The 17,387-nt window shown below is 71.9% G+C and carries 16 protein-coding genes; 6 read left to right on the forward strand and 10 right to left on the reverse strand.

Annotated elements, in window-relative coordinates; genetic code table 11:
* Window positions 1-135: 135 nt before the first annotated feature.
* The 3 genes from AB0B14_RS04130 to AB0B14_RS04140 form a co-directional block, all read right to left on the reverse strand.
* Window positions 136-747 carry a hypothetical protein gene (locus tag AB0B14_RS04130; RefSeq protein WP_357075721.1) on the reverse strand — a complete coding sequence of 204 codons (612 nt, stop codon included), beginning with the start codon at window positions 745-747 and terminating at the stop codon, window positions 136-138.
* A gap of 76 nt (window positions 748-823) precedes the next feature.
* Window positions 824-1,570 (reverse strand): hypothetical protein, encoded by a 747-nt coding sequence (locus AB0B14_RS04135; RefSeq protein WP_357521176.1) that lies wholly within the window; start codon window positions 1,568-1,570, stop codon window positions 824-826.
* Window positions 1,571-1,756: 186 nt separating this feature from the next.
* The gene (locus AB0B14_RS04140) at window positions 1,757-2,644 is read right to left on the reverse strand and encodes a hypothetical protein (RefSeq protein WP_357521178.1); all 888 of its coding nucleotides are present in this window, start codon (window positions 2,642-2,644) and stop codon (window positions 1,757-1,759) included.
* Window positions 2,645-2,844: 200 nt separating this feature from the next.
* Here AB0B14_RS04140 and AB0B14_RS04145 point away from each other — a divergent pair, with 200 nt between their 5' ends.
* Complete coding sequence (locus AB0B14_RS04145) at window positions 2,845-3,930, forward strand: Gfo/Idh/MocA family oxidoreductase (protein WP_357075712.1); 1,086 nt, start codon at window positions 2,845-2,847, stop codon at window positions 3,928-3,930.
* A gap of 107 nt (window positions 3,931-4,037) precedes the next feature.
* The gene (locus AB0B14_RS04150; RefSeq protein ID WP_357075709.1) at window positions 4,038-5,042 is read left to right on the forward strand and encodes a hypothetical protein; all 1,005 of its coding nucleotides are present in this window, start codon (window positions 4,038-4,040) and stop codon (window positions 5,040-5,042) included.
* 79 nt (window positions 5,043-5,121) lie between these two features.
* Here AB0B14_RS04150 and AB0B14_RS04155 read toward each other — a convergent pair whose 3' ends face one another.
* Complete coding sequence (locus tag AB0B14_RS04155; protein ID WP_357521180.1) at window positions 5,122-5,478, reverse strand: hypothetical protein; 357 nt, start codon at window positions 5,476-5,478, stop codon at window positions 5,122-5,124.
* Window positions 5,479-5,618: 140 nt separating this feature from the next.
* Window positions 5,619-6,272 carry a 4'-phosphopantetheinyl transferase superfamily protein gene (locus tag AB0B14_RS04160; protein ID WP_357075704.1) on the reverse strand — a complete coding sequence of 218 codons (654 nt, stop codon included), beginning with the start codon at window positions 6,270-6,272 and terminating at the stop codon, window positions 5,619-5,621.
* 201 nt (window positions 6,273-6,473) lie between these two features.
* Here AB0B14_RS04160 and AB0B14_RS04165 point away from each other — a divergent pair, with 201 nt between their 5' ends.
* Window positions 6,474-6,743 carry a hypothetical protein gene (locus tag AB0B14_RS04165; RefSeq protein WP_357075701.1) on the forward strand — a complete coding sequence of 90 codons (270 nt, stop codon included), beginning with the start codon at window positions 6,474-6,476 and terminating at the stop codon, window positions 6,741-6,743.
* 51 nt (window positions 6,744-6,794) lie between these two features.
* Here AB0B14_RS04165 and AB0B14_RS04170 read toward each other — a convergent pair whose 3' ends face one another.
* The 3 genes from AB0B14_RS04170 to AB0B14_RS04180 form a co-directional block, all read right to left on the reverse strand.
* Window positions 6,795-7,577: a peptidase gene (locus AB0B14_RS04170; protein WP_357075699.1), complete on the reverse strand. Its 783-nt coding sequence runs from the start codon at window positions 7,575-7,577 to the stop codon at window positions 6,795-6,797.
* The gene (locus AB0B14_RS04175) at window positions 7,577-8,860 is read right to left on the reverse strand and encodes a VWA domain-containing protein (RefSeq protein ID WP_357521182.1); all 1,284 of its coding nucleotides are present in this window, start codon (window positions 8,858-8,860) and stop codon (window positions 7,577-7,579) included. Before AB0B14_RS04175 ends, AB0B14_RS04170 begins: the two co-directional genes overlap by 1 nt.
* Window positions 8,861-9,226: 366 nt before the next feature.
* Complete coding sequence (locus tag AB0B14_RS04180; RefSeq protein WP_357521184.1) at window positions 9,227-10,936, reverse strand: phospholipid carrier-dependent glycosyltransferase; 1,710 nt, start codon at window positions 10,934-10,936, stop codon at window positions 9,227-9,229.
* 84 nt (window positions 10,937-11,020) lie between these two features.
* Here AB0B14_RS04180 and rsmI point away from each other — a divergent pair, with 84 nt between their 5' ends.
* On the forward strand, window positions 11,021-11,869 hold the full coding sequence (gene rsmI, locus AB0B14_RS04185; RefSeq protein ID WP_357075690.1) for a 16S rRNA (cytidine(1402)-2'-O)-methyltransferase: 849 nt from the start codon (window positions 11,021-11,023) through the stop codon (window positions 11,867-11,869).
* 34 nt (window positions 11,870-11,903) lie between these two features.
* Here rsmI and AB0B14_RS04190 read toward each other — a convergent pair whose 3' ends face one another.
* A complete protein-coding gene (locus AB0B14_RS04190) occupies window positions 11,904-12,959 on the reverse strand; it encodes a hypothetical protein (protein ID WP_357075688.1) in 1,056 nt (351 codons plus the stop codon).
* 158 nt (window positions 12,960-13,117) lie between these two features.
* On the opposite strand from AB0B14_RS04190, the gene metG reads away from it, so the two are divergent.
* Window positions 13,118-14,920, forward strand: a complete 1,803-nt coding sequence (gene metG, locus AB0B14_RS04195; protein ID WP_357075685.1) for a methionine--tRNA ligase — start codon at window positions 13,118-13,120, stop codon at window positions 14,918-14,920.
* A 47-nt stretch (window positions 14,921-14,967) separates the two neighbouring features.
* On the opposite strand, the gene AB0B14_RS04200 is transcribed toward metG, so the two are convergent.
* The gene (locus tag AB0B14_RS04200; protein ID WP_357521186.1) at window positions 14,968-16,212 is read right to left on the reverse strand and encodes a hypothetical protein; all 1,245 of its coding nucleotides are present in this window, start codon (window positions 16,210-16,212) and stop codon (window positions 14,968-14,970) included.
* Window positions 16,213-16,475: 263 nt separating this feature from the next.
* Here AB0B14_RS04200 and AB0B14_RS04205 point away from each other — a divergent pair, with 263 nt between their 5' ends.
* Entirely contained in the window at window positions 16,476-17,375 is a 900-nt protein-coding gene (locus AB0B14_RS04205; RefSeq protein ID WP_357521309.1) for a TatD family hydrolase, read from the forward strand.
* The last annotated feature ends 12 nt before the right edge of the window (window positions 17,376-17,387 follow it).

Genomic DNA, 17,387 nt, shown 5'->3' on the forward strand with positions numbered 1-17,387 from the left:
TGCAGCCCGTCATCGACGTCGGGCACCGAGCCCGGCCCTGATCTTCTGCTCCGAAATCCTCGAGTGCTGATCCAGCAGCGCCACCCTGACCGATAGAGGCAGGGCTGAACTTGAGTCCTGTCTTACCGACGGCCACTAGACCAAGATCTCGCGGCCGAGGGCCCCCGCGTACTGCTTCGCCCAGCGCTTCGCCGAGCCCGCAACATCGACTTCCTGCCCCCCGGGCAGCAGCAGTGTCCCGGACCCTAGCTTTGCCTGGATTTCAACTTCGAGTTCGGTCGCTCCCAGGTCGCGAGCAAGGATCAGTGCTTGGACGAGTCGCGCGGGATAGTTGGCCAAGGGAAGCCAGGTGGTCAGACTGCCCCGTCGCACGTTCAATGCCGAGGCGAGCAGCTGTGCGAGATCGAGACGGTCCACAACGAACCCTCGGGCAATCCCGATGCCACCGCGCAAGAATTGCTCGACGGTTTCGTCTGTCATCGGCCAACCGATGGCATCATCTACCGCGGGATCGATCGCGACCGTCAGGCTGCCAAAGCTGGACAATGCCGGGCCGAGCTTGAGGTCGCCAACGAAAATGTGCCAGCCAAGCCGGCCATCAGGGCGTCGCTCCAGCATCGCCACCAGCGCCAACTCATCCGAAGACCACGTAGCATGTCCCTTGCGATCCACCGTCGCGGATTCTGGGATCACACCAATGGCCATACCGATCTTCAGAATCTGACCTGCCGAAATTTGCTCAGCCATGTGCGCTTACCATCTCAGCCATCGGAGGGGACGTCTTGGCGCCGCCATGAGGCGGAATGTGACGTCACCGCTGCTCCTAGCTGAAGCGCTCGGTCGTCACCGGTATCAGACCGTGCTGACGCAGGACTCTCGTCAGGTCGGACAGGGCCGAACCCACCACGTCGTCGGCGGCGGTGCCCAGCAGGACTATCACGTCGAGAGCCCAGGCACGTGTGTGGCCGACCCGTCGCAGCTCCCAGCTGAACCGGTCGACGTTCGTCTCCAGGTGGCCGCTCGCGGCTGATGTGCTGGTGGCGTCGACCGGCGTACGCCAGCCCGCCCGGAGGCTCGTCACCTGGTCTGGGTGGAGGTCCTTGGCGAAGAGGACGCGGTAGACGCGTCGCTCACGGTAGCCGGCCGGCGGTTGGGCGGGGCCGAGCCGCAGCGGTGCGGCGGTCGGGATCGGCTGGTGGGCGAGGAAGTACGAGCGAAGCACCGCCTCGTCGGGCAGCTGCCCGCCGCCGAGTCTGCGGTAGTGACCCTCGGCCTGGGCGCGAGAGGTGGGCACCACACGTGCCAGCGTGGCCGGGTCGGTGCGGATGCCCCGGCTGAGCGAGGCGGAACTCCACCAGCCGGTGGCCGGCGTCCAGCCCGCGCTGTCCAGGCCCGTGCTGACCTGGTCGTGCTCGCGGGTGAACTCCTCGACGACGAGCCCTCCGACCGCGGTGGCCGGGTCGGGGTCACCGGGCCGAGGCAGGACCAGGTAGTAGTCCAAGGAGGACGGTGGCTGGCTCGCCGTGGTGACCGCTGGGCGAGGCGCGGTGTGTCCGGGGTGGGCAGCCATCTGTGACATCTTTCGTCGTGCTTCCGTCGCGGACCCGGCCACCGTAGCGCCTGGGGGGCTCGTCGTCGCCTGGCGACCAAGCGTGCTCGGCCATCGTCGCCGCCCGGCGGCCCGTCGCGCCCGGCGACCAGGTGCGGCCGGCGATCAGGTGCGCTCGGCCGTGCCTGGCGGCCAGGCGTCGACGGGTCAGGACCGGGTGAGCTTGACGGTCGAGGTGTCGGTCACGAAGACGTACTCGTCGTAGGGAATGTCGTAACCGATGGCCCGGGTGATGGCCTCGGCCAGGCCCTTGGCGAACGGGGTGGTGCCGGTCGGGACGGCCGCCGCCGTCCACGGGACCGCGCTGCCCGGTGTGCAGGTCACCTGAGTGGAGAAGCTGCCACGAACGATCACCTTCCGGACGATCTGCGTGACCGTGCCGTCCAGCGACACCGAGACGGGCTGATTGCAGGTCACCGTGCCGTGTAGAACCGCGTTGCCGTTCACCCGGTGGGCGATGCCGTCGGTCGCCACGGCGAGGGAGAGCTCCAGCCGCTCGGGCGGCGGCGGGTTGGCGATGTGCACCTCGCCGCGAGCAGCCGCCGTCGCGCCGTTGCAGTACTGCTCGAAGGTGGCGTCGAAGGTCCGCAGGTAGCCCTTGTAGCCGAATACCGCGTTGATGATCGTGAAGGTGCCGGTCGCGTTCTCGCAGCCCCGCCCGTTGCCGGACAGGTCGAGGCCGGGGCCGGCCCCGTTGTACGGGTATCGGTTCGTTGTCTCGTAGGTGCCCGGAGTCAGTGCCGCGCTGCCGGGTGCGTCAAAGGTGAGGGACCACTGGTCGCCGTTGTAACCGCTGATGCTGACCGACACACGGCTGTTGTCGAGCGGGCCGTCCACCTTGAGTTGGTCGCCGTCGTCGGTGGAGTACGAGTAGGAGCCGCCATCGGTGATGTAGTCGCCGGGGTCGCCGCCGAAGGAGACCGAACCGGACTCCACGATCTGCGCCTGCGCGGGTGTCGCCAGGGCCAACCCGGCCGAGACACCCACGATCGACAGGGTGGCCGCGAGTGCCGCCTTACGCCAGGATCCTTGCATCCCCGTTCCTCTCTGGAGCAGGACAGCCGCACGGGCGGTTGCCCGGCGGTTACTGTCCGCCAATTACGGCACGGATTGATGGTCATATTCGGCCGGTGCGACAATCCGCACAAAGGGGACCAGCCGCCCGTGTGGCCCCAATCCGTCGGGCAGTCGAGGGTCGGGCGACTAGCATCCGGGTCTCGACGAGAGGAGCCCAGATGACAGCGGCGACCCAGACCCGGTTCGGCATCGTCGGCAGCGGCTGGCGGGGCGAGTTCTTCCTCCGACTGGCTCGCCTCCTACCGGAGCGGTTCCGGGTGACCGGGGTGGTCACGCGTACCGAATCGCGTGGTGCCGTGGTCGCGGCCGAATGGGGCGTGCCGACCTTCCGCACGACGGCCGACCTACTCGCCCACGAGCGACCGGACTTCGTCATCGTGTCGGTGCCCTGGCCCGTGACGCCCGACGTGACCCGCGAGCTGGTCGCGGCCGGCGTACCGGTGCTCGCCGAAACGCCGCCCGCCCCCGACCTGGCGGGGTTGCGGTCACTCTGGACCGACGTCGGCGGCAGCGGTCTGGTGCAGGTCGCCGAGCAGTACCTGCTGATGCCCGGGCACGCGGCCCGGCTGGGTCTGGTCCGCGCCGGGGTGCTCGGCGAGCCGACCTCGGTCCAGCTCTCCTCGACGCACCTCTACCACGCCGTCTCCCTGATCCGTGGCCTGCTCGGCGTCGGCTTCGACGTCGCCGAGGTCAGTGCGCGCGCCTTCGTCGCACCGCTGGCCGATCCGCTGTCACCGGCCGGCTGGCGGGCCGACAGCACCCCGCAGCAGCTCACCACCACCCTCGCGACCATCGATTTCGACGGGCGGATGGGCCTGTACGACTTCACCGACAACCAGTGGTGGAATCCGCTGCGCGCACGCCGGCTGGTGGTCCGGGGGTCTCTCGGCGAGCTGGTCGACGAGCGGGTCGTCCGCCTCGTCGACCCGGAAACACCTGTGGAGTCGTCCCTGGTGCGCCGCCAGACCGGGCTCGACCTGAACCTGGAGGGGCTCGACCTGAAGCACATCAGCTTCGACGGTGTCGTGGTCTACCGCAATCCGTTCGTCGGCAGTGGAATGTCCGACGACGACATCGCGGTCGCGGACATCGTCGCCCGCACCGGTGCGTGGGCGCGCGACGAGGGCCCGGCGCCGTACCCCCTGGCCGAGGCGTGTCAGGACCATCTGATCAGCCTCGCCATCGAAGAATCGGTACGCACCGGCGGGCCGGTCGTCACCGCTGCCGAACCGTGGGCGCCCTAGTTCCGTCGCAGATTTTCCCCGACACGCTGCAACCGTGCGGCCCGGTCGCGTGTGACACAAGTAGTAAACGGCGCTCGGGATCACCCGGGCTCACACGGGGAGTAGAGATGACTCACACCGCTCGACGGACTCTGGCCGGCGTCACCGCCGCCGGACTGCTGGCCGCCTCTCTCGGCGTCGCTGTCTCCGCACCGGCGACCGCCGCGCCCAGGCCTGCGACCTTCAACACCTGCAAGATCAGCACTCTGCCGTACCCGACGGACACCTATCGTGCCGACGCGAACGTCATCGACCCGACGGGCCGCTACGTCGCCGGCACGGCCCTGCGGAAGGTGGGCACCGGCAACCAGTACCTGCTGCTGCTCTGGGACGGGAATCGGCTCACCGAGGTCGAGGCACCGAGCATGGCGACCCCCGCCGACGTCAACGCCGACGGCGTCGTGATCGGCAACGGCTGGGGCGGCGACGGCCAGCCGTGGCGGTACCGCAACGGCAAGGTCGAGCTGCTGCCGGTGGTGCCGTCCTCCACGGGTGTCTCCGTCACCGCCATCAACGCGGCCGGCGACATCGTCGGCAGCGGCAACGACGCCGACACCGGGGAGTTCTTCGCGGTGCGCTGGCCGGCCACCCGGCCGGGCACCGTCGAGGTGCTCGACGCCCCGGCCAACGCCCAGCCGACCGGGATCACGGCGAACGGGACCATCGTCGGTTTCGCCGGTGAATTCGCGGCCTGGACCAGCTGGGTCCGCCGGCCGAACGGTCGGTTCGACGCACTCACGGTCCCCGGCGCGCAGACGGCCCAGGTCAACACGGCCGCGGGTCACTGGGCGATCGGCAATGTCGACCTGAACGGCAGCTGGGACAAGGTGCGGTGGAACCTGCGGGACGGCTCGTACACGATGCTCGACCCGCAGCTGCAGTGGCTGGGCGACGTCAACGCCAAGGGCGTCGTGGTGGGCGGTGACCGGGTCGCCCGCGGCGCTATCTCCCGGGTGCTGCCGGGCGGCGGCGACCGGGTGACCATCGGCGCGCGGTCCATCTCGGACACGGGCACCATCGTCGGGTTCCGCAACGCGGAGCGAGTCACCCCGGTGCGCTGGACGGGCTGCTGACGTCGGAGGCAACTGACAAGGAGGGCGGGCACCCGTACGGGTGCCCGCCCTCCGCGCGTGCGGTCGCCCCGCGCCTGGGTTACGACTTCCAGCCAGTGGTGCCGATCGCGTTGGTCTTGGCGTCGTCGTCCTGTTTGGTGCTGACCACCGCCGCCACGATCCCGCCCACGCAGCAGAGCAGGGTGAGCACCGCAGTGGTGATCGCGACGACCACGGCGGTGCGCTTGGAGGTGTTCGTCTGTGCCGTCGCCGGTGCGACGAGCGGATAGCCCGGCAGACCGGTCACCGGGAACGGGCGGTCGGTGCCCGGGTGCCCACCGCCAGCCGTCGGATACGCGGCGCCCGAGAACGGCGGCTGCGTTGTCGCCACAAACGACGACCCCTGGTACGACTGTTGGCGGTGGTGCGGCCCGACGGGGGGCTGGGGGTGGGTCACCGTACTCCTTGACGCCTCGGTACGTGCGGTTCCGGGAACCCGACCGACGCTACCGTGCGTGGCCGACCGCCGGACCGTCGCGCCGAGCGCCTCGGGGCTCAGCGCCGAGGGCCCGGGCTCAAGCGCCGAGCGCCCGGGGCTCAGCGCGGGGGGAGCACCGCGGCGGTGCGGACGAGCCCGTCGGCGACGACGAAGCGGCCGCTGATCGTCGCCGGTGGGTCGTCGACGTCCGCCTCGGCGATCCGGGCCGGCGCGATCCGGGCCGTGAACGTGCCCGCGTCGGGGTCGATGTCGAGCCGGGCGTCCTGGAAATCCAACCAGCTCCCGACGACCGGATGCCAGACCTTGTAGACGGTCTCCTTCGCGCTGAACAGCACGATCGGCCAGAAGATGCCGCTGGGCAACCGCGCGAGATCGGCCTCCTCCTCGGGCAGCAGCACGAGTCTGCGTACTCCCGGGCTGATCTCGCGGTGTTGTTCCGCGTCCATTCCGACGGACCGGATGTCGCTGGCGCGCGCCGCGGCGGCGGCGCAGTAGCCTGCGGTGTGGGTGATGGTGCCGACCACCCCCGCGGGCCAGACCGGCGCGCGGTCGGCGGCCGGCACGGCGGTCGGTGGCAGGCCAAGCCCGGTCAGAGCCCTGCGGGCGCAGACCCGCCCGGCGGTGAAGTCCCTCCGGCGGGTCGGCACGGCCTGGTCGCTGAGGCACGCCTGCTCGGCGGCGAGCAGCTCGCCGACCCAGTCGTCCGGGCCGGCGACGGCCACCGCGACAGTCGACGGCAACAGGTCACGCATCGCGCTGGCTTACCCGTCGGTAGGGATGGAGCATCGGGTCAAGCGTCAAATTTCCGACTCCCACAACCGGAGAAGGTACCGCAAGGATGTATCACCGGAGGGCTGCGCATCGCTCTCTCTGATGGCTCCGGGGGGACGACCATCGAACCTTGGCCGGGCACGGCTGCCGGCCAGACCCTTGGACATCTGGGAGGACGTGCGATGACCGATGGTGCCGAACGACCGGGCGTGCGGGCCGATGATCACGCCCCGAAGACCCCCTGCTGGAGCTGCGGCTCCTGCGGCGACGAATGGCCGTGCGCGACGAAACGCAGCCGGCTGCTGGCCGAGTACGGCAGTGACCGGGCAATGCTCAGCGTCTATCTGGGCTCCTGCCTCGCCGCCGCCACGGAGGATCTGCGCGCTGCCCCGGTGATGTCACTGCAGAGCCGGTTCATCGGCTGGCTGCCACGCGGTCGCCGGCGCGCCTGAGCGCTGGTGGCCCCGCCGTCGGGCGGGGCCACCAGCGGGGCCGGGCGTCGTTCAGCGCCGCCGGGGTCGTCGGGTCACCGCGAAACCGACCACGCCGGCCACCGCGGCGAGCACGCCGCCGATGCTGGTCCAGACCCAGCGCGAGCCGAGGTCCGGCAACCAGTCCGCGAGCGGGTCGCTCTCGTCGTCGGCTTCCGGGTCCACCGGGGGTACGGCGTTGAGCACCGTGCCCGCCTTGGTGTTCGGCACCAGCGGTGCGGCCAACTCACCGTCGTCGGCCGAGGAACCCCGGTCGGCGATGGTGCCCACCAGCAGGTCCACGTCGATCGGCGCACCCAGATCCGACTCCGGCAGATCGGTCACGGAGAGCCGGACGACGTACGTGCCGGGCAGCGGGTCGGCCGACCAGGGCTCGGCCCACGGCCGCACCTCGCGCAGGGTGCAGCCCAGCGCCACGCTCGTCGCCTTCGCGTCCACGGTGGGGGTCTGCGCCCCCGCGGTGCACGCCTGGCGCCGCCGCAACCCGTCGAAGACGTCGACCGTCCAGGTGGAGGGGCCGCTGCGTCCCTTCGGGAAGGTGACGGTGGCGCTGACCTCCCGCACCTGACCGGCGGTCGCCGGCAACGACCAGTAGAGGTGGTCACCGATCGAGGCGTCCACCCGCACCGGTTGCCCGGCGGAGATCGGGGTGGCGCTGAGGAACGACGTACCGGCCCGGTTCACCGGGGTGGCCCCGGGGGAGGGGGTCGGCGCGGCGACGGCCGTGGCCGGGAGCAGCGCGGCCCCGCCGGCGGCGAGCAGCGCCGCCAGCGAACGCAACAGTGCGGTACGCATCAGTTCTCCCTCCAGGTGGCAACCCACCAGCGGGTGAGCAGGCCGGCGAGTAGACCGGTGAGCAGCCCGGCGACGGTGAGCAGGGCGAGCAGCACCCAACCCCGGCCGAGGTCGGGTCCGTCCGGCGCGGGGGCGGCGGCGACCACGTCGACTGTCAACTCCACGGGCATGCCCGGGGTCGCCGCGGTGCCGGGGCGCGGGGCGAACGAGTTGCTCACCACCAGGCAGACGGTGGTGGGTTCGACGACCGGGTTGGCGGTCTCCTCGGCTTGCGCGGCATCCTCGTCGTCGGCGGTGGCGGACCAGCGCAACCCGGCGGCGAGCACGTCGGCCCGCCCGCTTCCGGCGTCCGCGCCGCGGACCAGTTCCCGACCGTCCGCCGCGGTGGCCCGCAGCAACACCCCGTAGTCCCGGTTCACGGGGCGGTCCAGCGCCATGCTGACCGACGCGCGAAGCTCCTGCCCGGGGCGTACCGGCACCCGGTAGTAGCGGTGCTCGGAGAACGCCTCCCGGTCGGCGTAGACCCCGGGGGCGAGTAGCGGCGCCGAGTCGCAGGCGTTCGCGCCGCCGACGACTGTCGGCGCCCGGGTGTGGGTGTCGCCGGCCCGCTCGACGAGCTGCTTGATCCGGCCGGTCAGCTCCTCGGCGCTCTGGGCAGCGGTGTAGGTGCCGCCGGTCGCGCTGGCGATGCAGAGCAGTTGCCGCCGGACCTTCTCGTCGGGGGCCAGACCGAGGGTGTCGACGACCAGGCTGGTGCCCTGGGCGGCCAGTTCCCGGGCCACCTCGCACGGGTCCGGCGGGGCGCAGGTGTCCTCGCCGTCGGTGATCAGCACGATCCGCCGGGTGGTGGCCCCGGTGCCCAGGTCCTGTGCGGCCGAGCGCAGGGCGAGGCCGACGGGTGTGAAGCCGGTCGGCCGCAGTGTCGCCACCGCGGCCTTGGCGGCGGCACGGTCCACCGGACCGACTGGCACGATCTGCTGGGTGTCCTGGCAGCCGACCTGCTTGTCCTTGCCGCGGTAGGTCGCCCCGAGCACCCGGATGCCGAGCTGGGTCTCCTCCGGCAGCGCGTCCACGACCTCGTTGAAGGCCTGCTGGGCGACCGAGATCCGACTGCGTCCGTCGATGTCGGCGGCGCGCATCGAGCCGCTGACGTCGAGCACGAGCTCGACCCGGGGAGGCTCCGGCGCCTGTTCCTCGTCTGCCCGCGCCGGGGCCGGCCCGGTCAGCGCGGTGGTCGCCAACAGTCCGAGAAGGACAGCCGCCGATCGTCTGAAGTTGATCACGGCCCGCAGTGTAGTGAGATCCACTTTGGATGATCACTCGGGTTGGTGCGGGTTCCAGTCCTGCCGGACCCGCCCGAACCGACGACCACCCCTGGTCGATCGACATCGCGCTCTGGGTCCACTCCGGGTCACCCTCGGTCAACTGCTCGACGGCAAGCATGGGTTCGGCCGCCATCGGTCGGAAATCTGACTTAAGTTGACCCGTTGTGCCGGTGGTGCGCGGTGGTTAAGCTCTTCATGCGCGCCCCAATCGCCCGCTTCCCCCGTGGCAGGCGATCGGGGCGCGCGTCTATGTCAGAAGGGCCCGCACGCTTCGGCGTGCGGGCCCTTCTCCGTCGCGCTGTGCGGCGCGTCGCCTGTCGGTGCTTATATCCACCGACCGTCGAGCCACATCCGCGACAACCAGTCCGCGTACGGGATGTTCTTGCCGACGAAGATCGGATAGAAGTACGCGAAGCAGAGCGCCACCAGCAGCACGTACGCCCCGGCCGCGATGCTGCCCACCAGTCGGCGCTCGTAAGCCGGGTCGCCGGGCACCAGCGGCGCCACCGTGCCCACGTCACCCCCGGCGGGAGCGATCATCGCGCCCAGCACGTAGACCACGGCCAGCACCAGGAAGGGCAGCGCCGGAGCGGTGTAGAACGAGAACATCGTCCGGCCGTCGAGGGCGAACCAGAACCACGGCAGCAGCCCGGCGGCCACGCTGAGCAGGATCGCGCCGGCCCGCCAGTCGCGCCGGGCCAGGCCCAGCCAGGCCAGCGCCGCCAGGGCGGGCAGGAACGACCACCAGAGCAGCGGAGTGCCCAGCAGCAGGATCTCGGAGGCGCAGCTCGGCGCGCCGCAGCCGACCTCCTGCGTCCAGTGGAACGCCACCGGGCGGCCGAGTAGCAACCACTGCCACGGCCACGACTGGTATTTGTGCGCATCGTCGAGCTGGGCGTGGAAGCCGTACGCCGCCCGGTGGTACTCGTAGAGGTTGATCAGCGGGCCGATCACCGGGCGGTCACTGAGGTGGGCGGCCGGGTAGGCCGACGCGAGCCGGTAGTAGCCGTCGTCGGTGATCAGCCAACCCGACCAGGTGGCGAGATAGGTGCCGATCATGAGCACGCCGGCCAGCAGCAGCCAGGGCAGCTCGTCCAGCAGGGCGTCCCGCCAGGGTCGGCGGGTCCCCGCCGACCGGCGGACGCCGACCTCCCAGAGGAGGACCAGCAGCGCGAAGGCCGGGACGAAATACAGTGCGCTCCACTTCACCGCGCAGGCGCACCCGATCAGAACCCCGGCGGCCAGCCGCCACCACGGCCAGGTGCGCCAACCGGTCGGCGGGCGCCCGGCCCGGCCCGGCTGGCTCGGGTCGAGCCCGTCGTCCAGGGCCCGCGCCCAGCGGCGACGGCGGGCGTCCCGATCGAGCACCAACGCGCCGAACGCGGCCAGCACGAAGAACAGCAGGAAGATGTCGAGCAGCGCCGTGCGGGACAGCACCAGGTGGAAGCCGTCCAGGGCGAGCAGCAGGCCGGCGGCGCAGCCGAGCACCGTCGAGCGGAACAACCGCCGACCGATGCGGACCAGCAGCAACACCGACAGGGTGCCGACCACGGCCGCCGAGAACCGCCAGCCGAGCTCCGGTGCTGCGGTGACCAGGTGCCCGGGGACGGAGACCTTCGAGTCGGCGTCCTGGTAGCCGAAGGCCCACTCGCCGAGGCCGATCAGCCACTTGCCCAGCGGCGGGTGCACGACGTACGACGGGCCGTTGTCCTTGTAGTTCCATTCGACGCCCCGGCTGATCAGCCCGTAGCCGTCCTTGGCGTAGTACGTCTCGTCGAAGATCTTGCCCTTGATGTTTGTCAGCCCGACGAAACGCAGGATCGCCGCGATGGCCACCACCACCGCTGTGGCCGCCCAGGAGAACCGGTCCAGTTGGGTGTCGACGGTGCCGAACCGTCGCCGGATCCTCTCGGGCGCGCCGCCGGCACCGGCAGGTGGTGCCGTCGGCTCCTGGTTGGGACTGGGCTCGCCCGTCACCTCGACCATCTTGGCAGGATCGGCGCTCGGGCTCTGCGCTGTCGACGCACTCGTCACCCGGCGATCGTAGGCTGCCAAGGTGCCCGGTGGCGCCCGTCGTCCCCGATACCGGTATCAGCTGTCGATGAAGGAGACGAATTCGTGGGTGAAATGTCCGAAGCTGGGCGCCTGATCCTGCTCGGTGCCCCGCTCGGCAACCCCGCCGACGCCTCGGCCCGGCTCCGGGAGGTGCTGGTCAGCGCCGACGTGGTGGCGGCCGAGGACACTCGCCGGCTCACCCGGCTGGCCCGCGATCTCGACATCACCGTCGGCGGTCGGATCGTCTCCTACTTCGAGGGCAACGAGGAGCGGCGTACGCCCGAGCTGGTCGAGGTCATCCTCGGCGGGTACGTGGTGGCCCTGGTGACCGACGGGGGGATGCCGAGCGTCTCCGACCCCGGCTACCGGCTGGTCCGGGCCGCGTTGGACGTCGGCGCGCCGGTCACCGTCGCTCCCGGGCCGAGCGCGGTGACCACCGCGCTGGCGGTGTCCGGGCTGCCCTGCGACCGGTTCTGCTTCGAGGGCTTCCTGCCCCGCACTCCCGGCGCCCGCCGGTCCCGGCTGCGCGCGCTCGCCGCCGAGGAGCGCACGCTCGTCTTCTTCGAAGCCCCGCACCGGATCGGCGCGGCGCTCACCGACCTGGCCGACACGTTCGGCGCGGATCGGCCGGCCGCGCTCTGCCGCGAGCTCACCAAGACCTACGAGGAGGTGCTCCGCCGTCCCCTCGGCGAGCTGGCCCGGTGGGCCACCGAGGGCGACCCGCGCGGTGAGATCACCCTGGTGGTGGCCGGGGCACCGGTGACCGCCCCGGAACGCCCCGACGACGACACCCTGCGCGCGGCGGTCGCCGAGCGGGAGGCCGCCGGCCGGTCGCGCCGCGACGCCATCACCGACGTCGCCACCGAGTACGCGCTGCGCCGCCGGGACGTCTACACGATCGTGCACAGCTGACCGAGGCTCTCCCACGTCGCGCGGAAGCCCGGGTTCACCAGGCGGCGGCCAGGAAGCCGACGGTGATCAGCGTCGGGCCGGCGACGGCGACGGCCACGGCCCAGCGGCGGTGCCGGCGGCCGGGCAGCCGCGCCGACCCGGTCCACCGCACGATGCCGACGGTGCAGCCCAGCATCACCAGCAGGCCGGGTAGCCAGCGCAGGTGCCGGCCCACTCCGGTGTCCGCGTACGCGGTGCCGCCGTCGGGGCCGGTCATCCGGGCCGACAGCGGCGTACCCGGGGCGTCCCCTCCGGCGGGCACGCCGCCGACCCGGACACCGTGTGCGATGAACCGCCCGTCCTCGGCCGTGAAGATCCCCCGGCACCGCTGGGTGAGCCCGCCGCCGGTGCAGTCGGTGATCACCACCGTGCCCGGCCGGGCGTGCCCGACCGCGAGCCAGAACGGGCCGGCACTGACCCAGGCGAAGAAGGCCGTGACCAGGGTCAGTGCCACAAGCGCGGCGAGTCCGGGCAGCGGATCCGGCGGTGGGACGGCACGGCTGGGTGCTCGGCGCCCCGCCGGTCGTGAGCCGCGGTCGCGCTCCGGCGACGGGTCCTCCCGGACCGGGGTGCCGTCCCAGTGCACCTGCTCGATCGGTGCCCAGAAGGCGCCGTCGTCGTCGTCCGGCAGGTCGCTGCCGGGCTGGCGGCCCCGCTGCCGGCGGCTCTGCTGCCGGACGGGCACCCGACTCGGCACGGCGTCCACCGGCGCCCCGGTGGTCGGCTCCACCTCGACGGCGTCCGAGCCCGGTGCCGAGGCGGGGGCCGTGCCGGCCGGGGGGCCCGGTGGACCGGGTCGGGCTGGGCTGGGCACCGGTGCGGCCGGGGTCGGACGGACCGGCGTCGGCGTCGCCGGCGTGGGGCGGGCCGGTGGGCCGGCCCTGCCCGCCGGTGTGGGCCGCTGCGCACCGGAGTCGACGCCGGGCACCAGCCGGGGTTGCGGCGCGACCCCGGCACCGCGGGGCGCGGCAGGCTCGCTGCCGGGGTCGCCGCCGACCGCCGGGCCGCTGGGACGGTCCTCGTGGTCCCACGCCGCTCGTCTGCCAGTCACGAGGTTCATTGCACACCGACCGGGAGGGCGGAACGGGCAGTTGAGGCGCGTGTCGGCGACAAATCGGACCAAAGGCCGGGGTGGTTGGTCCGGTCCGCTGGCCGGGCACCCCCTATTGGTTCGCGGACGCCCCGGACGGGTCACTAGGCTTGCTGCTCATGAGTCACGTTCTCGCGGCAGTGGCCTGGCCGTACGCCAACGGCCCCCGCCACATCGGCCACGTCTCCGGTTTCGGCGTTCCCTCCGACGTCTTCGCCCGGTACATGCGGATGGCTGGCCACGACGTGCTCATGGTCTCCGGCACCGACGAGCACGGCACCCCGATCCAGGTGCAGGCCGACGCCGACGGGGTGACCCCGCGCGAGCTGGCCGACCGGTACAACAGGGTGATCGTCGAGGACCTGCACGGCCTCGGGCTCTCCTACGACCTGTTCACCCGCACCACCACCCGCAACCACTACGCGGTGGTGCAGGAGTTGTTCGAGGGGATGTATCGCAACGGCTACATCGTGCCGAAGACCACCATGGGCGCGATCTCGCCGTCCACCGGGCGCACCCTGCCCGACCGGTACATCGAGGGCACCTGCCCGATCTGTGGGTACGACAGCGCCCGCGGCGACCAGTGCGACAACTGCGGCAACCAGCTCGACCCGATCGACCTGATCGACCCGAAGTCGCGGATCAACGGGGAGACTCCGAAGTTCGTCGAGACCGAGCACTTCTTCCTGGACCTGCCCGCCCTGGCCGAGGTGCTGCGGCAGTGGCTGGACACCCGGGACGGGTGGCGGCCCAACGTGCTGCGGTTCTCCCGCAACCTGCTCGACGACCTCCAGCCCCGGGCGATCACCCGCGACCTGGAGTGGGGCGTGCCCATCCCGCTGGACGGCTGGCGCGACCGGCCGGACAAGCGGATCTACGTCTGGTTCGACGCGGTGATCGGCTACCTGTCCGCCTCCATCGAGTGGGCCCGCCGCTCCGGCGACCCGGAGGCGTGGCGCAAGTGGTGGTCGACTGACGCGGAGGGCAAGGACTCGCGCTCCTACTACTTCATGGGCAAGGACAACATCGTCTTCCACTCGGTGATCTGGCCGGCGCTGCTCTCCGGATACTCCGGCGAGGGCTCCCGCGACGGTGAGCCGGGCGAGCTGGGCCGGCTCAACCTGCCCACCGAGGTGGTCTCCAGCGAATACCTGACCATGGAGGGGCGCAAGTTCTCCTCGTCCCGCAAGGTGGTCATCTACGTTCGCGACTTCCTGGAGCGCTACGACGCCGACGCGCTGCGCTACTTCATCGCCGCCGCCGGCCCGGAGAGCAACGACACCGACTTCACCTGGGCCGAGTTCCTGCGCCGCAACAACGACGAGCTGGTCGCCGGCTGGGGCAACCTGGTCAACAGGTGTGTGTCGATGGCGGCGAAGAACTTCGGTGCGATCCCGCCGGTCGACCCGGCCGGGCTCACCGAGGCCGACGAGGCGCTGCTCGCGGCGGCCCGCACCGGTTTCACCACGGTCGGTGACCTGATCGGCCGGCACCGGCAGAAGCAGGCCATCGGCGAGGCCATGAAGGTGGTCGCCGAGGCCAACAGGTACCTCTCCGAGCAGGCGCCCTGGAAGCTCAAGGACGAGGCGGACAAGCCCCGGATGGGCACCATCCTGCACGTCGCCCTCCAGGTGATCAGCGACGCCAACACGCTGCTCACGCCGTTCCTGCCGCACTCCGCGCAGCAGGTGCACGAGCTGCTCGGCGGCACCGGCGTGCACGCGCCGATGCCGGTCATCGAGCAGGTCGACGACCTCGACGGCGGCCCGGCGTACCCGGTGCTGACCGGGGACTACACGGTCGGCGCGCGCTGGGAGTCGGTGTCGATCGAGGCGGGCCGGCCGTTGGTCACGCCGAAGCCGGTGTTCCGCAAGCTCGACCCGTCGATCGTCGACGAGGAGTTGGCCCGGCTGGCCGACTGAACGTCCCGACACCCCGGTCGGCAGGGCATCCTGTCGACCGGGGGCCGTCACATCGCGTACCGGGTGTCCATCACCTGGTCGTCGGTGACCTCGGCACCCGGTGCCCAGGCCTCGTAGACGCCCCGTTCGTGGCACTGCGCGCCGGTCGTCAGCACCGCGTCCGGGTTCGGGTGGCGCAGCCGCACCCGCAGCCAGCCGGCCTCCTCCCGCAGCACCAGGCACGGCACGCCCCGCCACTGGGCGAACCGGACCCGGCGGGCCACCGCGCTGACCGGATAACGGGCCGCCCGGGTCATCGCCAACACCCGGAACCCGCCGGGCAGGTCGGCCACCGCCTCGTACTCGGTGTCGCCGTAGAGCCCCACCAACTGGGTGGAGCGCGGCGCGTCGGCGTTCGGCACGTACTCCTGGTCCGGGGAGAGGCCCGGCACCGCGGCCAGCAGGTGCCGCCACTGCGGTCCCACCATCCGTAGCCACCCGCGCTGCTCGGCCTGGTAGGTGTAGAGCACCACCTCTTCCCCCTGGGCCGGGTAGGCGAGCAGGGCGGCGTTCGCCGGCATCGGCAGGTCGGCGAAGTCACGGGTGACGAACTCCGGGATGAGCTGACCGTTGCTCGGCACGAAGCCCGTGCCCAGCACCGGCGCACCGAGCCGGTCCCGGGCGGCCAACGCGGTCAGGCCGCGGTGCGCCTCGCCCGCCGGCACGTCGTAGTCGCCCGGGTCGGACGCCCGCCAGCGCAACGCGTACGTCACCTCCGGGCCGTCCCGGCCGACCTCACCGTCGGTGCGCAACACCGTCGTCGCCGCCGGCGTACGCAGATGCGCCACGTCGTGTTCGCGGTAGCAGAAGCCGTGCGGCAGCCAGCCCCGCAGGTACCCGGCGACCTGCTGGGTGGAGAGCACCTTCACCATCCGGGTGCCCCGCCGGACCACCGCCGACGCCCGTGCCGCGACCAGCGTCGGGTCTCCCGCCGCGGCCGGCTGCTGGCTGAGCTGGTGCAGGTACGCCCAACCCCGCTCGCGGTGCGCCGGCACCATCAGCGGTGTCTCCGGCTCGTCGGAGGGCTCGCCCGCGCCGTGCACCGCGGTCACCTCGGTGACGTGCACGAACCGCCGCCACGGCAGGGCGCTGCCCGGTCGGGGCGCCCACTCGAAGCCGGCCACCTCGTCGGCGCTGAACAACTCGTACGCGGCGCCTCGGGCGATCTCCTCGGCCGGGTAGACGCCACCGCCGAACGCCACGTGCAGCCCGGTGCGTTCGCCGGCCGCGCCGACCTGAGGGGTGACGCTCATGCTGCCACCTCCCCCTGTTCGGTTCGCTGTCTCACGCCACCGCCTCGCTGCGCTCGGCAGCGGCGTGAGACGCCAGGCTGCTGTGCCACCTGGTTCGCTCGCTGCACTCGCTCACGCCACCGCCTCGCTGCGCTCGGCCGCGCTCGCTCACGCCACCGCCTCGCTGCGCTCGGCCGCGCTCGGCTCACGCGGCGACGGTAGAGTCGCGCGGCGTAGTCGGGGTGAACGTCGGGTGGCGGGCAGATGGACAGGCCCGGTGTGTGATGCTGTGGCTGATGAGCGAGCCCACTGAATCCCGTCGCGAGCGTGCCGCCCGGCGGGCCGGAGAGTTTCCGCCCGCCCCCGAGCCGCTGCCCCGGCCGGTGCTGGACAGCCACACCCACCTGGACATCACGGTCAGTGAGGCGGGTGTGCCCGGTGGCGGGCCGGCCGACGACCCGGTCGGCGTGGCGATCGCGTTGGCCGGCAAGGTCGGCGTGGACCGGCTGGTCCAGGTGGGGGTGGATGTCGCCTCCTCGCGATGGAGTGCGGACACCGCCGAGGCGTATCCCGCCGTGTTGGCCACCGTGGCGCTGCACCCCAACGAGGCGCCCCGGCTGACCGACCTCGACGAGGCGCTGCGGGAGATCGAGTCCCTCGCTGCCCGCGACCGGGTCCGGGGGATCGGCGAGACCGGAATGGACTTCTTCCGCACCGGGGACGAGGGGCGTGCCGCGCAGGAAGCGAGCTTCCGGGCGCACATCGCCATCGCCAAGCGGTACGGCAGGACGCTCGTCATCCACGACCGGGACGCACACGCCGACGTGCTGCGGATCCTCGACGACGAGGGTGCCCCGGACACGGTGGTGCTGCACTGCTTCTCCGGTGACGCCGAGTTCGCCCGCGAGTGCGTCCGCCGGGGTTACCTGCTCAGCTTCGCCGGCACCGTCACCTTCGGCAGCGCCGCCGCCCTGCGCGAGGCCGCCGCGCTCACCCCGGTGGACCAGATCCTGGTGGAGACCGACGCCCCGTACCTCACCCCGACGCCGCACCGGGGCCGGCCGAACGCGTCGTACCTGATCCCGCTCACCGTCCGCGCGCTCGCCGCGACCACCGGCAGCGACCTGGACGAGCTGTGCGCGGCCATCTCCGCCACCGGTGACCGGGCCTTCGGCCCGTGGTGAGCCCGGCCCGAC

It is taken from the genome of Micromonospora sp. NPDC049171, from assembly GCF_040648275.1.
GTDB lineage: Bacteria > Actinomycetota > Actinomycetes > Mycobacteriales > Micromonosporaceae > Micromonospora.

Excerpts from the sequence above, each read along its gene's own strand:
- AB0B14_RS04130 (WP_357075721.1), bottom strand. The coding sequence starts at position 747 with ATGGCTGAGCAAATTTCGGCAGGTCAGATTCTGAAGATCGGTATGGCC.
- AB0B14_RS04135 (WP_357521176.1), bottom strand. The coding sequence starts at position 1,570 with ATGGCTGCCCACCCCGGACACACCGCGCCTCGCCCAGCGGTCACCACG.
- AB0B14_RS04140 (WP_357521178.1), bottom strand. The coding sequence starts at position 2,644 with ATGCAAGGATCCTGGCGTAAGGCGGCACTCGCGGCCACCCTGTCGATC.
- AB0B14_RS04145 (WP_357075712.1), top strand. The coding sequence starts at position 2,845 with ATGACAGCGGCGACCCAGACCCGGTTCGGCATCGTCGGCAGCGGCTGG.
- AB0B14_RS04150 (WP_357075709.1), top strand. The coding sequence starts at position 4,038 with ATGACTCACACCGCTCGACGGACTCTGGCCGGCGTCACCGCCGCCGGA.
- AB0B14_RS04160 (WP_357075704.1), bottom strand. The coding sequence starts at position 6,272 with ATGCGTGACCTGTTGCCGTCGACTGTCGCGGTGGCCGTCGCCGGCCCG.
- AB0B14_RS04165 (WP_357075701.1), top strand. The coding sequence starts at position 6,474 with ATGACCGATGGTGCCGAACGACCGGGCGTGCGGGCCGATGATCACGCC.
- AB0B14_RS04170 (WP_357075699.1), bottom strand. The coding sequence starts at position 7,577 with ATGCGTACCGCACTGTTGCGTTCGCTGGCGGCGCTGCTCGCCGCCGGC.
- metG (WP_357075685.1), top strand. The coding sequence starts at position 13,118 with ATGAGTCACGTTCTCGCGGCAGTGGCCTGGCCGTACGCCAACGGCCCC.
- AB0B14_RS04200 (WP_357521186.1), bottom strand. The coding sequence starts at position 16,212 with ATGAGCGTCACCCCTCAGGTCGGCGCGGCCGGCGAACGCACCGGGCTG.
- AB0B14_RS04205 (WP_357521309.1), top strand. The coding sequence starts at position 16,476 with ATGCTGTGGCTGATGAGCGAGCCCACTGAATCCCGTCGCGAGCGTGCC.